This is a genomic window from Nonomuraea sp. NPDC050202 (genome assembly GCF_040656115.1).
In the GTDB taxonomy this organism is placed as follows: domain Bacteria; phylum Actinomycetota; class Actinomycetes; order Streptosporangiales; family Streptosporangiaceae; genus Nonomuraea.
In genome coordinates, this window is the sequence record NZ_JBFALF010000018.1 from 194,734 (window position 1) to 208,974 (window position 14,241).

General features: G+C 73.0%; 15 protein-coding genes. 7 read left to right on the forward strand and 8 right to left on the reverse strand.

The annotated features are described in order from the left end of the window. Positions 1-125 precede the first annotated feature (125 nt). A complete protein-coding gene (locus AB0I79_RS37310; protein ID WP_357883871.1) occupies positions 126-350 on the forward strand; it encodes a hypothetical protein in 225 nt (74 codons plus the stop codon). A gap of 268 nt (positions 351-618) precedes the next feature. After that, positions 619-1,491: a M23 family metallopeptidase gene (locus AB0I79_RS37315; protein WP_357883874.1), complete on the forward strand. Its 873-nt coding sequence runs from the start codon at positions 619-621 to the stop codon at positions 1,489-1,491. Here AB0I79_RS37315 and AB0I79_RS37320 read toward each other — a convergent pair. The 6 genes from AB0I79_RS37320 to AB0I79_RS37345 are packed head-to-tail and all read right to left on the reverse strand — an operon-like array spanning position 1,488 to position 7,330. Next, entirely contained in the window at positions 1,488-2,426 is a 939-nt protein-coding gene (locus AB0I79_RS37320) for a fumarylacetoacetate hydrolase family protein (RefSeq protein ID WP_357883877.1), read from the reverse strand. The two genes, AB0I79_RS37315 and AB0I79_RS37320, sit on opposite strands and share 4 nt — an antisense overlap. Beyond that, complete coding sequence (locus tag AB0I79_RS37325; protein ID WP_357883880.1) at positions 2,426-3,358, reverse strand: VOC family protein; 933 nt, start codon at positions 3,356-3,358, stop codon at positions 2,426-2,428. Before AB0I79_RS37325 ends, AB0I79_RS37320 begins: the two co-directional genes overlap by 1 nt. Further along, on the reverse strand, positions 3,355-4,338 hold the full coding sequence (locus AB0I79_RS37330; RefSeq protein ID WP_357883884.1) for an amidohydrolase family protein: 984 nt from the start codon (positions 4,336-4,338) through the stop codon (positions 3,355-3,357). Before AB0I79_RS37330 ends, AB0I79_RS37325 begins: the two co-directional genes overlap by 4 nt. Next, the gene (locus AB0I79_RS37335) at positions 4,335-5,447 is read right to left on the reverse strand and encodes an FAD-dependent monooxygenase (RefSeq protein ID WP_357883888.1); all 1,113 of its coding nucleotides are present in this window, start codon (positions 5,445-5,447) and stop codon (positions 4,335-4,337) included. Before AB0I79_RS37335 ends, AB0I79_RS37330 begins: the two co-directional genes overlap by 4 nt. Before the next feature lie 7 nt (positions 5,448-5,454). Beyond that, positions 5,455-6,393 (reverse strand): cyclase family protein, encoded by a 939-nt coding sequence (locus tag AB0I79_RS37340; RefSeq protein WP_357883891.1) that lies wholly within the window; start codon positions 6,391-6,393, stop codon positions 5,455-5,457. After that, positions 6,383-7,330: a fumarylacetoacetate hydrolase family protein gene (locus AB0I79_RS37345; RefSeq protein WP_357883893.1), complete on the reverse strand. Its 948-nt coding sequence runs from the start codon at positions 7,328-7,330 to the stop codon at positions 6,383-6,385. The genes AB0I79_RS37340 and AB0I79_RS37345 overlap by 11 nt, the downstream gene beginning before the upstream one ends. Before the next feature lie 87 nt (positions 7,331-7,417). Between AB0I79_RS37345 and AB0I79_RS37350 the strand changes: the two genes are divergently transcribed. After that, a complete protein-coding gene (locus AB0I79_RS37350) occupies positions 7,418-8,338 on the forward strand; it encodes a LysR family transcriptional regulator (protein WP_357883896.1) in 921 nt (306 codons plus the stop codon). A gap of 10 nt (positions 8,339-8,348) precedes the next feature. Here the strand turns inward: AB0I79_RS37350 and AB0I79_RS37355 are convergent, their stop codons facing one another. Next, a complete protein-coding gene (locus AB0I79_RS37355) occupies positions 8,349-9,140 on the reverse strand; it encodes an enoyl-CoA hydratase-related protein (protein ID WP_357883899.1) in 792 nt (263 codons plus the stop codon). Continuing rightward, entirely contained in the window at positions 9,137-11,176 is a 2,040-nt protein-coding gene (gene paaZ / locus AB0I79_RS37360) for a phenylacetic acid degradation bifunctional protein PaaZ (RefSeq protein ID WP_357883902.1), read from the reverse strand. The genes AB0I79_RS37355 and paaZ overlap by 4 nt, the downstream gene beginning before the upstream one ends. Before the next feature lie 104 nt (positions 11,177-11,280). Here paaZ and paaA point away from each other — a divergent pair, with 104 nt between their 5' ends. The 4 genes from paaA (at position 11,281) to paaD (ending at position 14,238) form a co-directional block, all read left to right on the forward strand. Continuing rightward, entirely contained in the window at positions 11,281-12,339 is a 1,059-nt protein-coding gene (gene paaA / locus AB0I79_RS37365; protein ID WP_357883905.1) for a 1,2-phenylacetyl-CoA epoxidase subunit PaaA, read from the forward strand. Next, a complete protein-coding gene (gene paaB / locus AB0I79_RS37370) occupies positions 12,336-12,629 on the forward strand; it encodes a 1,2-phenylacetyl-CoA epoxidase subunit PaaB (protein ID WP_357883908.1) in 294 nt (97 codons plus the stop codon). The genes paaA and paaB overlap by 4 nt, the downstream gene beginning before the upstream one ends. A gap of 17 nt (positions 12,630-12,646) precedes the next feature. Next, a complete protein-coding gene (gene paaC / locus AB0I79_RS37375) occupies positions 12,647-13,564 on the forward strand; it encodes a 1,2-phenylacetyl-CoA epoxidase subunit PaaC (protein WP_357883911.1) in 918 nt (305 codons plus the stop codon). A 197-nt stretch (positions 13,565-13,761) separates the two neighbouring features. Then, positions 13,762-14,238, forward strand: coding sequence for a 1,2-phenylacetyl-CoA epoxidase subunit PaaD (gene paaD, locus AB0I79_RS37380; RefSeq protein WP_357883996.1), 477 nt, complete (start codon positions 13,762-13,764; stop codon positions 14,236-14,238). Positions 14,239-14,241: the final 3 nt, after the last annotated feature.

Genomic DNA, 14,241 nt, shown 5'->3' on the forward strand with positions numbered 1-14,241 from the left:
CGCCTGCCCGTCGGAATCCACGCCCGCGCCGCCCAGCAGAAGGAGCAAAACCCTTCTGGAGCCAGGTGCCGTGTCTACCGTGAACAGGGCAAGGCGGTTTCTGGGACTTCCGGGGGGATGATCCTGTGACGTTCTCGACGATTCTGGCGGCGTTCTTCGTGGTCGCGCTCGTGGTCATCATCGTGAGCATGCTCCGCTCGCTGCTGACCGGCCGGCCCTCCATGCGGCGGGGATCCGGCCGCCCCGGCATGCCGTACTCCGGCGGTTCCGGCTGGGGCGGCGGCGACAGCAGCAGCAGCGACAGCGGCGGCTTCTCGGGGGGCGACGGCGGCGGGGGTGGAGGCGACTGAGCCGGGGCCTGGCGGATCTGCCGGCTACGCCTGCCGGGGTGACGGGCGAGGGGGGTGACGGCACCGAGGGCGGCGGTCACGCAGAGGTGGCGGGGCCACCCTGGCGCGTCATCCTCCGGACATCAAGGAAGCCGGAAATTTTCACGTAATCAGGATTGATGAAGAGAACTTTCGAGGATATCTTCACGATCAAGCCGTCCCTCCTCCGGGGCGGAGAGATTGGGCGTTCGACCGTACCCCCCTCCACCCCCTGTTTCACGAGGTGAGCATGCCCAAGATCGGAAAATTCGTCCTGCCCACGGCCCTCGCCCTCGCGGCCGCGCTGTTCCCCCAGCCCGCGTCCGCGGACCCCGTCGAGGCCCTGGCCACCACCCACAAGAGCCCGTTCACCTGCGGCAAGACGTTCAACGCGAACAACTGGACCCCCGGCCACAGCCCTTCGGGCTCGCTCGACTGGCAGGACTACGGGGGCGACGACATCAACGGTGAGACCGTCCGTGCCACCGCCGCCGGCACCGCGTACTTCTACGACGCGGGCAACACCAGCTACGGCAAGTGGATCGAGATCCGTCACGGTGACGGCAGCAGGACCCGCTACGCCCATCTCGCCACCATGGCGCGGGCGGCCGGCGGCTCGATGAGCGTCGGCCAGGGCACCGTGATCGGCACGGTCGGCTCGACGGGCGGCTCCACCGCCCCGCACCTGCACTACGAGCAGCGGACCTCGACCGGAGCGGTGGACACCAGCCCCACCGTGGACGGCGTGACCGTGTCCCTGGGCCAGAAGAAGGCCATCACCAGCACGAACGCGTGCGGCGGCAACCCGTACACGCCCGAGGAGGTCTGCGGCGGCGGCTACGCGGTCATCGACTCGGCCGCGCTCGTGGGCGGCCGCACCTACCTGCTCTACAACTCGGGCAACGGCAACAACTGCGTCGTGACGCTGAAGACCACGAACGTCGGCTCGCCCTCGTCGATGTCTGCCTTCCTCGAACCGGAGGGCGCCAGCAGGACGACGAACGCGGGCAGCTTCGGCTACTACGCGGGGCCAGTCGTACGGTCCGCTCCCGGGCAGTGCGTCAAGTGGGGCGGCTCCATCGGGAGCAGCACGTACACCAGCCCCTTCGAGCACTGCGGCTAGGCGGAGCGTCGTGGACGGTGCCGCGGGCGGGGGCGGGCCCTCGGCAGCGGCACCGGGTCCCCGCCGGCCACGACGGTGTTGCGGACGGCGCCGATGCCCTCGACCACGATCTCGACCACGTCGCCCGGCTCCAGCGGAGGCGGGTCCTGCCTGCCGCGGTTGCCCCACAGCTCGGCCAGGCAGCCGCCGTTGCCGCAGGTGCCGGAGCCGAGCACGTCACCCGGGCGGACCCAGGTGCCGCGCGAGGCGTAGGCGACGAGTTCCTCGAACGGCCAGCCCATGTTGGACAGCAGGTCCCGGCCGATCTCCGTGCCGTTGACGCTGACGGTGAGCGCCAGGCGCAGGAAACCGTCGGCGTCCCGGTACGGCTCCAGCTCGTCCGCGGTGACCAGCCACGGGCCGAGCGTGGTCGCGGTGTCCTTGCCCTTGGCCGGGCCCAGGTTGACCTGCATCTCGCGGCCCTGCAGGTCGCGGGCGGACCAGTCGTTCATGATCAGGTATCCGGCGATGTGGTCGCGGGCCTGATCGGGGGTGAGGTCACGGCCGGCCTCGCCGATGACGGCGGCGACCTCCAGCTCGAAGTCGAAGACCCGGCAGCCGGGCGGGATCGGCACGTCGTCGTGGGGGCCGATGACGGCGTAGGGGTTGGTGAAGTAGAAGGCGGGGGCGTCGTACCAGGCCTCGGGCACTCCGGCGCGGCCGTCGATGCTCTTGCGCACCCCCTCGACGTGCTCCTCGAAGGCGACGAAGTCGCGGACGGTGGGCGGCTGGAACGGCGCCAGCAGCCGCACCTCCGCCAGCAGGACCGGCTCGCCGGTCCGCACGTCCCGGGGCACGTCCAGGGGGCCGATCCCGTCCGGCAGCGGCCTGATCGTGTCGCCGTCCACGAGGCCGGAGCGGGTACGGCCGTCGTGGAGGTAGGTGGCGATGCGCATCAGACCGGCGGGGCGACGAACACGCCGCGGTCGACGTCGTTGAACGACTCCTTGGCGACCAGCTCGTTCATGGGGTTGGCGGTGCCCCACTGGTCGGTGACCTCGGGCCGGGAGAAGTCGTGGACGTGCGGGTGCCAGGCGTCCTCGTCCAGCTCCTCCAGCTCGGTGGTGTACTCGACGGTGTTGCCGTGCGGGTCCATGAAGTACGAGAAGGTGTTGTCGCCGGCCAGGTGGCGGCCCGGGCCCCAGATCATGCGGACGCCGGCGCGCAGCAGCCTGCCGGTGCCGTACATGTACTCGTCCAGGCCGCGCAGCTCGAAGCTGATGTGGTGCAGGCTGGCGTGCGGGCCGCGGGCGATGGCCATGCTGTGGTGCTGGGGGTTGCAGCGCATGAAGTGCATGACCTGGCCCATGCGCGGGTGGGCGAGGGTGTCGGACAGGGCGAAGCCGAGATGGGTCTCGTACCAGACGCGGGTGGCGTCGATGTCGGGGGCGTTGAGGACGACGTGCGACAGGCGCACCGGGACGGATTCCTTGGCCTCCAGCTTGCGGTGCCTGCGGACGGCCACGTCGGCGGAGACCTCGACGGTGCGGCCGTCGAGGTCGAAGAAGCGGAAGCCGTAGCCGCCGCCGGGGGTGTCGAGCTTGCCGGGCTCGGAGATGAGCCGGACCTCGGCGGCGCGCAGCCGCTCGGCCAGCGCGTCCACGTCCTGCGGTGTCGCCGCGCCGAAGGAGACCAGGTCCAGCCGCTTCTCGGCCGCCTTGCGCAGCCGGATGACGTACTGCTCGGGAGAGCCCTCGGCGGCCAGGAACGAGATCCCGCTGTCGCCGGCGACCTCGGTCAGGCCCCAGACGCCGGAGTAGAAGTCGCGCTGCTTGTCGTAGTCGGGCACGGCCAGATCGACGTGCCGCAGGTGCGTGATGAGTCTCATGAGGGATCCTTCAGGTCGAACAGTCGGACGGCGTTACCGCCGCGGATGGCGGCGTCCTCCAGCCCGGCCGCGCGCAGGGCGGCGAGCGGGTCGGGGTCGCCCATGTCGAAGGGGAAGTCGGAGCCGAGCAGCACGCGCTCGGCCCCGGCCACCCGGACCAGCTCGCGCAGCGCGGCCGGGTCGTGGGTGAGGGAGTCGAAGTGCAGCTCGCGCAGGTAGGAGCTGGGCCGGCGGGCGCAGGTGCGGGCGTCGGGCCGCACCCGCCAGCCGTGGTCGGAGCGGCCCAGGTAGTACGGCAGGTAGCCGCCGCCGTGCGCGGCCAGCAGCTTCAGCCCGGGATGCCGGTCGAGCACGCCCGAGAAGATCAGGTGCGACAGCGCGACCGCGTTCTCCACCGGCTGGCCGACGAGGTTGGACAGGTACCAGCGGTCCAGGCGCTCGTCCAGCGTGCAGCCGAACGGGTGCAGGAACACCACCGCGCCGGTCTCGGCGGCGTGCGCCCAGAACGGCTCGTAGGCGGGGTCGGACAGCTCACGGCCGGGGGCGTGCGAGGAGATCTCCACGCCCTTCAGTCCCAGGCCGAGCGCGTGGTCGAGGGCCTCGGGCAGCAGGTCGGGGTGCTGGAGCGGGGCCAGCCCGAGCCCGTGGAGCCGCTCGGAGGCGCAGTGGGCGGCCACGCCCTCGTTCGCCAGCCGCCACACCGTGCGCGCCAGGCGCGGGCCGGCCCAGTAGTGGTAGTGGGAGGGGGACGGGCTGACGATCTGCGTGTCCACCCCGGCCGCGTCCATCGCCGCCAGCCGGTCGGCGGGCCGCGTGAGCAGGCCGATCCGCTCGCCGATCATCGCGCCGGACGCGGCGAGGGCGTCGGGGCCGTTGCGGCGGGCGTCCAGCTCCCGGTGGGCGGCCAGTCCCGGCTGTCCGGCCACGGCCTGGTCGATCTCGGGCAGCAGGACGTGCGCGTGCACGTCGACGGTGATCATGGGCGCTCGGTCACCATCCCCGCGATCGCGCCCATCAGGCCGGGCACGTCCGCGTCGCGTACCCCGTCGAGCTGCCAGCGGGCGAGCCGCACCGACGCCTCGACGACGGCCTTGACCCGGCCGTGGCGGCGGTCCATGAACGCGTCGAACACGTCCTGGCCGAGCCGGTCGGCGGCGAGCAGCAGCTCGGCGAGGACGGCGGCGTCCTCCAGGCACTGGGCGGCGCCCTGGGCGAGGGTGGGCGGGCAGGCGTGCGCGGCGTCACCGATGAGCACGACCCGGCCGCGGTTCCACGGGCGGTCCACGAGCAGCGACTCGAACCAGGTGTAGTTGATGCGGTCGGGGTCGGTGATGTCGGCGCGGATCTCGTCCCAGGCGCCGCCGTAGCCTTCGGCGAGCGCGCGCATGTGCGCGGCCTTGTCGCCGACGGCCTCCCTCGGCCTGGCCTGCTCGACCAGGTACGCGTACATGGTGTCGGCGCTGGTCGGGCAGTAGCCGGCGATGAAGCAGGGGCCCCCGTAGATGAGGTCGGTGCGCTCGACGTCCTTGGGGCGGCGGGTGTGGATGCGCCAGATGCCCATGCCGACGGGCTCGGGCGCCGCGTCGATGCCGATCAGGCCGCGGACGTGCGAGCGGATGCCGTCCGCCCCGACGACCAGGTCGAACCGTCCGGTGGCGCCGTCGGAGAAGGTGACCTCGCCGGTGTCCGACACGGCGTCCACCGTCAGGCCGTACCTGATGCGCGCTCCGGCGTCGCGCACGGCGGCGGCCAGGATCGCGGCCAGTTCGGGGCGGTTCATGCCGAGCGTGGCAGGCAGGCCGGGGCCGCCGGTGCGGGCGTCGGGGATCTCGGCGAGCAGGTCGCCGCCGGGCGTGCGCAGCCCGAGCGAGTCGAACGCGAACCCGGCCGCGCTCACCTGCTCCCACACGCCGAGGTCGCGCAGCACCCGCAGCGCGTTGCCCTGCAGGGTGATGCCCGACCCGAGCGTCGTCGGGCCCGGTTCGATCTCCGCGAGGTCCACGGCGACGCCGGCGCGGGCGAGCAGGACGGCCAGGGCGGAGCCGGCGGTGCCGCCCCCGACGATCAGGACGTTCTCGACTGCGGGCATGATCGCCTCACTTGATGGCCAGGGGGTTGACGGGGGATCCCACCGCGCCGGTGACCGGCAGCGGCGGGGCGGTGAGGAAGAACTCGTACACACCGTCGGCAGCGCAGTCGGCGGCCAGTGCGTCCAGGTCCCACATCTCGCCGACGAGCAGGCCGAGGTGCGGGATGACGACCTGGTGCAGCGGCTGGAACGCGTTGTCGAACTCGTTGGGCCGCACCTCGAAGCCCCACGTGTCGGTGGCGACGGCGGCGATCTCGGTGCGGTGCAGCCAGCCCGCGCTCCAGAACGACAGGCCGGGCGCCGGGCCGCCCGCGTAGTCGCCCCACCCTTCCCGCCTGGCCCTGGCCAGCCGGCCGGTGCGCACGCACACCAGGTCGCCGCGCCCGACGCGGACGCCGTGCGCCTCGGCGGTGGCGGTCAGATGCTCCTCGGTGACGGCGAAACCGTCGGGCAGCTCGCCGTACACGGCCGCGACGTCCAGCAGCACGCCGCGGCCGGCCACCGGGGCGGCCAGGTGCTCGATGCCGGTGACCAGGTCGCCCTCGCTGGTGACGACCTTGTCGGCGGGGCGGCCGTTCCAGGCCCGGCCGTGGTCGAAGATGTGGCCGAGGCCGTCCCACTGGGTGGAGCACTGCAGCGGCATGGCGATCACGTCGTCCGCGCCGCCGAACCCGTGCGGGAAGCCCTGGTCTCCGTGCACGGCGTCGAGGCCGGTGTCGGTCATGGTGTGCACCGGGTTGGTGCGGCGGCGCCAGCCCTTCTGCGGGCCTTCGGCGTCGAAGCGCTGGGACAGCGAGAACGTCTCGCCCCGCCGGACCAGCGCGGCGGCGGCGCGGCGCTCGGCCGGGCCGATGAAGTTGACCGTGCCCAGCACGTCGTCCTCGCCCCAGCGGCCCCAGTTGGAGTACGTCGCCGCCGCCTCGGCGATGGCCTGCTCAGCGTTCATCGCGGCACCTGTTCCGCTGGGTGCCCAGGCCGGTGATCGTGCCCTCCATGACGTCGCCGTCGCGCAGCAGGCGGCCGTGGTGCAGGCCGTTGCCCGCCGGGCTGCCGGTCAGCACCAGGTCGCCGGGCAGCAGCTCGACGGTCTGGGAGGCGTAGGACACCAGGCGCGCCACGTCGAAGATCATGTCCTTGGTGGACTCGTCCTGCATGACCTCGCCGTTCAGCTTGAGCGTCACCTGCAGGTCGCCGGGGTCGAGGAAGGCGGCCGGCACCAGGTACGGGCCGAGCGGGGTGAAGGTGGGGGCGTTCTTGGCGCGCAGCCAGTCGGTGCCGATCTCCGGCATGTCGCGGCGGAACACCAGCTCGCGGGCGGTGACGTCGTTGGCGATCGTGTAGGCGGCCACGTGGGTGAGCGCCGCGTCCTGGCTGACGCGGAAGGCCGGGCGGCCGATCACCGCGGCCAGCTCCAGCTCCCAGTCCGGCTTCGTGCACCAGGACGGGATGACCACGTCGTCGTACGGGCCGGTGACCGAGGACGGCAGGCCGATGAACACGTACGGCTGGTCCTCGGCCACGCGCCGGTCCATCATCGCCGCGACCTCGGCGCGCACCTGCTCGGCCGGGCGGCCGTTCGCGGGCTCGTGCGCCACGGCCAGGTCGATGACGTGGGTGCGGTAGTTGGCGCCGGACTGCAGGATCTGGCGCGGCTCGACGGGGGCGTGCACGCGCAGCTCGTCCAGCGGGCGCCACTCCCCCGCCGCCTCGTGCAGCAGCGGCAGGACGTCGTCCCAGCGCTCCAGCAGCGCGCGCGTGGTGGGGGCGTGAGCGCTCAGGTCGAGGACCCGGTCGCCGGCGACCAGGCCGGGAAAGCGCGGGCCGGCGCCGGCCGAGAAGGTGCCGAGCGCGAAGGGGCCGGCGAGGTACGGGGATGTTTCCACGAGGTTTCCTCCGGATGCGGTGCCTTAACCTTGAGCCATCCGGAAGGATCTGGGAAATCGATTCTTTGGATCCCTATCATCGATGACATGGATAGGCGCGTGAACCTCGCCAACCTCGACCTCAACCTCGTGGTCGCCCTGCGTGCCCTGCTGGAGGAGCGCAACGTCACCCGGGCGGGCCTGCGTGTCGGGCTGAGCCAGCCCGCGATGAGCGCCGCCCTGGCCAGGTTGCGCCGCCACTTCTCCGACGAGCTCCTCGTCAGGCAGGGCAACCGCTACGAGCCGACCCCGCTCGGCACCGCGCTGCGCGACCCCGTCGCCAACGCCTGCGCGGTGCTGGAACGGCTCTTCACCAGCCGCGCCGGCTTCCAGCCCGGCGTCGAGCAGCGCGACTTCACGCTGCTCTCCTCCGACTACGCGATCGCCGTCTTCGGGGCACGACTGGCGCGCGTGCTGCACGAGGAGGCGCCGGGCGTGCGGCTGCACTTCCGGCACGTGCCGCGCGACCTCGTGGAGAATCCCGATGCCCTGCTGTCCGGCGTGGACGGCATGCTCATGCCGCACGGCGTGATCTCCGACATGCCCGCGGTCGAGCTCTACCGCGACGAGTGGGTGTGCCTGGTCTCCGACGACCACCCCGGCGACGTCACCATGGACGACCTGGCGCGGCTGCCGTGGGTGGTCTACCAGCGCACCTTCGACGCCCCCGTCACCCGGCAGCTCACCATGCTGGGGCTGGAGCCGAACGTGGAGGTGTCGGTGCAGAGCTTCCAGCTCCTGCCCGCGCTGGTGGCGGGCACGCGGCGGGTCGCGCTCGTGCAGCGGCGGCTGGCCGGGCTGCTGCGCGGGCTGGCTCCCGTACGTGCGCTGCCGTGCCCCTTCGAGGCCGTGCCGCTGCAGGAGGCGTTGTGGTGGCACCCGGTGCACAGCCACGACGCCGCCCACATCTGGCTACGCGAGACGGCCGCCCGCGTGGCCGCCGAGCTCGACGACCTGCCCGCCGGATGACGTGCCGCGTTCAGCGGCCCTCGAAGACGGGTCTGCGCTTGGCCAGGAACGCCTCCACCGCGGCGGCGTGGTCGGCGGTCAGGCCCAGGCGCGCCTGGGCCCGGGCCTCGGCCGCCAGCGTGGCTGCGAGGTCCCGCTCCCACGCCTGCGCGATGAGCCGCTTGGACTCGGCGTAGGCGGCGGTCGGCCCGGCCGCGAGCCTGGCCGCCAGCGCCCGGCCCTCCGCGCCGACCTCGTCGCGCGGCACCACGCGCCCCGAGATGCCCCACGCGACCGCCTGCTGCGCGCCGAACGGCTCGGCGAGCAGGACGAGCTCCCTGGCCCGCGCCTCGCCGACCGCCCGCGTGAGCGTCGCCGACAGCCCGGAGTCGCAGGTCAGGCCGATCGCGCTGAACGCCGTGCCGAGGACGGCGTCCTCGGCGAGCACCCGCAGGTCGCAGGCCAGCGCGAGGGCCAGCCCCGCGCCCACGCAGGTGCCGCCGACGGCCGCGACGACCGGCTTGCCCATCGTGGCCAGCAGCCGGACGACGGGCGCGTAGTCCTCCTCGACGGTGTCGAACGCGTGCGCGGGATCGCCGCGCAGCGCCGCCGCGTGCTCCGCCAGGTCCTGCCCGGCGCAGAACGCGCCGCCCGCCCCGGTCAGCAGCACGGCCCGGACGGCGGCGTCGGCGGCGACGTCCTCCAGCGCGCCGCGCAGCGCCGCCTTGGTCTTGCCGTCCAGCGCGTTGCGCCGCTCGGGACGGTTCAGCGTCACGACCGCCACGGCGCCGTCGCGTTCGACGACGACCGGAGCCCCGTTCACGGCGCGTCCCAGGTCTTGGCCACCAGGGTGAGCACGTCGTAGGTGGCGACCGGCTGGTCCTCCTGGTTGGTCACGACGGCGTCCCAGCGGACCTCGCCGTAGTCGGCGTTGCTGCGCGGGGTGATCTGCTTGACGGTCAGCGTCACGGCGATGGTGTCGCCGGCCTTGACCGGGGTGAGGAAGCGCAGCGAGTCGACGCCGAAGTTCGCCAGCACGGGCCCGGGCGCCGGATCGACGAAGAGCCCGGCGGCCAGCGACACGACCAGGTAGCCGTGCGCGACGATGCCGCCGAACAGCGGGTTGCGCGCGGCGGCCTCGGGATCGGTGTGCGCGTAGAACGTGTCGCCGGTGAACTCGGCGAAGTGGTCGATGTCGGCGAGCGACACCGTGCGCGGCGCGGAGGCGATCGTGTCGCCGATCCGCAGCTCGGCCAGCGACTTGCGGAACGGATGCACGCCGGACTCGGCGCGCGCCGAACCCGTCGTCCACCGCCCCGTGATGGCGGTGAGCTGGTCCGGCGACGCCTGGACGGCGGTGCGCTGCATGTGGTGCAGCACCCCGCGGATCCCGCCGAGCTCCTCGCCGCCGCCGGCCCTGCCGGGGCCGCCGTGCACGAGGACGGGCAGCGGGGAGCCGTGCCCGGTGGACTCCTTGGCGTCGTCCCTGTCGAGGACGAGCACGCGGCCGTGCCACGGCGCGAGCCCGAGCACGACGGAGCGGGCCACGCCGGGGTCATGGGTGGCGACGGAGGCCACGAGGCTGCCCTTGCCTCTGGCGGCGAGCGCGATCGCCTCGCCGAGGCCGTCGTAGCCGATCACCGTGCTGACCGGCCCGAACGGCTCCACGTCGTGCGGCTCGACGGCTCCCGGCCGCGCGCGCAGTACGAGCGGGGTCATGAACGCGCCGCGCTCGGGGTCGCCGTCGAGCAGGCCCGTGCCCTGGGGGTCGCCGAAGACCACCTCGGCGTTCGCGAGCAGCGCCTCGACGGCCTTGCGTACCTCCTCACGCTGGCCGAGGCTGGCCAGCGCGCCCATCCGCACGTCGGGGTTGCGCGGATCGCCGACGCTCACCTTGCCGAGGCGGTCGGCGAGCGCGTCGATCACCTGGCCGGCCATCGCCGCGGGGACGAGCACCCGGCGGATGGCCGTGCACTTCTGCCCGGCCTTGACCGTCATCTCGGTGACGACGCCCTTGACGAACAGGTCGAACTCGGGATCGTCCGGCCGCACGTCGGGGCCGAGGATCGAGCAGTTGAGGGAGTCGGCCTCGACGTTGAGCGCCACGCCGTCGTCGAGCACGTTGGGGTGGCGGCGCAGGATGCCCGCCGTGTGCGCCGAGCCGGTGAAGGCCACGGAGTCCTGGATCGTCAGCTCGTCGAGCAGCCCGCCCGCCGAGCCGGCGAGGAGCTGCAGCGTGCCCTCGGGCAGGATCCCCGACTCGATGATCTGCCGGACGGCCAGCTCGGTGAGGTAGGCGGTCTGGCTCGCGGGCTTGACGATCGTGGGCAGGCCGGCGAGGAAGGCGGGCGCGAGCTTCTCCAGCATGCCCCAGACGGGGAAGTTGAAGGCGTTGATCTGGACGGCCACGCCCGGCCGGGAGGTGTAGAGGTGCTGGCCGACGAACGTACCGCCCTTGCCCAGGCGCTCCAGGCCGCCGTCGAGGACGACGGTGTCGTTCGGCAGCTCCCTGACGCCCTTGCTCCCGTAGCTGAACAGGGTGCCGATGCCGCCGTCGACGTCGACCGCGGTGTCACGGGCGGTGGCGCCGGTGCGCACGGACAGCGCGTACAGCTCCTCCTTGCGCTCCAGCAGGTGCTTGGCCAGGGCCTTGAGCAGGGCCGCCCGCTCGTGGAAGGTCAGGGCTCGCAGCGCCGGCCCGCCGGTGTCCCTGGCGTGCCTGACCATGGCCGCGACGTCCAGCCCCCGGCTCGAGATCCGCGCGACCTCCTCGCCCGTGGCGGCGTCGAGCAGCGGTTCACCGTCGTCTGCCGCGCGGAACCATCGTCCGGCGGCGTAACTCTCCAGCAGCGCGCTCACGCTGTCTCCTTTCCCCAGGACCTGTTGCGCGAAGACCCCGACCCGTGTCACGGTATTACTGACCGAGCGATAAGTAAATAAGAGCGATGTGTCTCGGAGGGAAGATGACGACGATCCCGGCGGAGCCGGAGCTGCAGGCCGCGTTCGACGCGACCATCGACCGCCATGACCGGATCGAGCCCCGGGACTGGATGCCGGACGCCTACCGCAGGACGCTCATCCGCCAGATCGCCCAGCACGCGCACTCCGAGATCATCGGCATGCAGCCCGAGGGCCACTGGATCGGCCGCGCGCCGTCGCTGCGGCGCAAGGCGATCCTGCTGGCCAAGGTGCAGGACGAGGCGGGGCACGGGCTCTATCTGTACTCGGCGTGCGAGACCCTGGGCGTCTCCCGCGCCGAGCTGACCGAGCTGCTGCTCACCGGCAGGCAGAAATATTCCTCGATCTTCAACTATCCGACGCTGTCGTACGCCGACGTCGGCACGATCGGGTGGCTCGTGGACGGGGCCGCGATCTGCAACCAGGTGCCGCTCTGCCGCACCTCCTACGGCCCGTACGGCCGCGCCATGATCCGTATCTGCAAGGAGGAGTCCTTCCACCAGCGACAGGGGTACGAGCTGCTCATGACCATGATGCGCGGGACCGGCGAGCAGCGGGCCATGGTGCAGGAGTCCGTCGACAGGTTCTGGTGGCCGGCGCTGATGATGTTCGGGCCGCCGGACGCGCAGTCGCCCAACAGCGAGCGGTCGATGGCGTGGGGCATCAAGCGCAACTCCAACGACGAGCTGCGCCAGAAGTTCGTGGACATGACCGTCCCGCAGGCGGAGGCGCTCGGCGTGACGCTGCCGGACCCCGGTCTGCGCTGGAACGAGGAGCGCGGGCACTACGACTTCGGCGAGCCCGACTGGCAGGAGCTCGCCGCCGTCATCCGGGGTGACGGGCCGTGCAACGCGCAGCGGCTGGCGCACCGCAGGGCCGCCCACGAGGAGGGCGCCTGGGTCCGCGAGGCCGCCACCGCCTTCGCCGCCCGCGAAGCCGCGGCGCGCGAGGACGCCGCTCGCCAAGACGCTGCCCGTGAAGACGCCGCTCGTGAAGACGCCGGGCGTGAAGACGCCGGGCGTGAAGACGCCGGCGCCTCCGTCGCGCGCGGAGGTCGCCGATGAGGACCGACCGGCGGGAATGGCCGCTCTACGAGGTGTTCGTCCGCGGCAAGCGCGGCCTCAACCACGTGCACGTCGGGTCTCTGCACGCCCCGGACGACACGATGGCCCTGCGGCACGCCCGCGACGTCTACACCCGCCGCAACGAGGGCGTCAGCATCTGGGTCGTCCGCGCCGACGCCATCACCGCCTCCAGCCCGGACGAGAAGGACCCGCTGTTCGGGCCGAACGGCGACAAGGTCTACCGGCACCCCACGTTCTACGACATCCCCGCCGACGTCCCGCACATGTGAGAAACGGATCGAACACCATGAGCGACGAACACGGCAGCGTCTTCGACGGCCTGCTCGGCGGCGACTCCTCCCAGTGGGCCTTCGGCACCGACTTCGAGGACCCGCTGGCCGGCGTCGACACCACGACGCCCGGCGGCGTGGACCCCGCCGAGCTGGCCGCGTACTGCCTGATGCTCGGCGACGACGCGCTGATCATGTCGCAGCGCCTGTCGGAGTGGTGCAGCCGCGCGCCCGACCTGGAAGAGGACATCGCGCTGGCGAACATGGCCCTCGACCTGCTCGGTCAGGCCCGCCTGCTCCTGGCCCGCGCGGCCGCCGCCGATCCCGGCGTCGTGCCCGCCCTGCCCGAGGGCTCGCCGGTGCCGCCGGAGGACGCGCTCGCCTTCTTCCGCGACGACCGCGACTTCAGGAACGTGCGGCTGGCCGAGGTGGCCAACGGGGACTTCGCGCACGTCGTGGTCCGGCTTCTGCTGTTCTCCACGGCCCGGCTGGCGTTGCTGGAGCGGTTGCGGACGAGCCGGGACCAGGTGCTGGCGGCGGTGGCGGCCAAGGGCGTCAAGGAGGTCGCCTACCACCGGGACTGGGCCGGGCGCTGGTTCCTCACGCTGGCGCGCGGCACCGAGGAGTCGCACCGCAGGCTCCTCGCCGCCCTCGACGCCCTGTGGCCGCTGCAGGGCGAGTTGGTCGCCGCGCACCCGCTCGAACGCTCCCTGGCGGGGGCGGGCGTCGGCGTGGATCCCGCGTCGCTGCGCGAGGAGGTGGAGGCCGTCCTCGACCAGGTGCTCACCGTCAGCGGCGTCCCCCGCCCCGAGCGCGCGCCCCTGGCGGGCGTCGGCGGGCGGACGGGCCGCGACGGCCTGCACACCGAGGCCATGAGCCGCCTGCTCGCCGAGATGCAGGTGGTGGCCCGTGCCCACCCGAGGGGGCGCTGGTGAACGCCGACCGGCGCGCCACCGAGGTTCCCAGGCAGGCCCGCAGCCCCGAGGCGGCCGACACCGGCCCGCACGCCACCGGAGCTCCCGGGCAGGCCCGCAGCCCCGAGGCGGCGGACGCCGGGCAGCACACCGCTTCCCAGGCGAGCGACGCCGGGAGGTCGGACGCCAGGCGGCGGGCGGCCGAGGCCGCCGGGCAGGTGCGCGATCCCGAGATGCCGATGCTCACCCTCGCCGACCTGGGCGTGCTGCGCGGGGTCGAGGTGGAGCGGGACGCGGCCGGCGGCGAGGTCGTCATCGCCTCGATCACGCCGACCTACACCGGCTGCCCCGCCATGGCGACCATGCGCGACGACCTCGTCCACCGGCTCAACGACGCCGGGTTCGGCCGGGTCGAGGTGCGGGTCGTGCTGGACCCGCCCTGGTCCAGCGACTGGATCTCCGAACGGGGCCGCGCCGCCTTGCGGGCCGCCGGGCTCTCGGCGCCCGGCCCCGCCCCCAGGCGGGAAGGACCGGTGCTGCTCACGCTGAGCGGCCCGCCCCGGCCCGCCCCGGCCTGCCCCCGGTGCGGCTCGGCGGCCACCCGCCTCACCTCGGAGTTCGGCGCCACCGCCTGCAAGGCCCTCTACCGCTGCACCGACTGCCTCGAACCGTTCGAGCACGTCAAGGAGATCTGATCG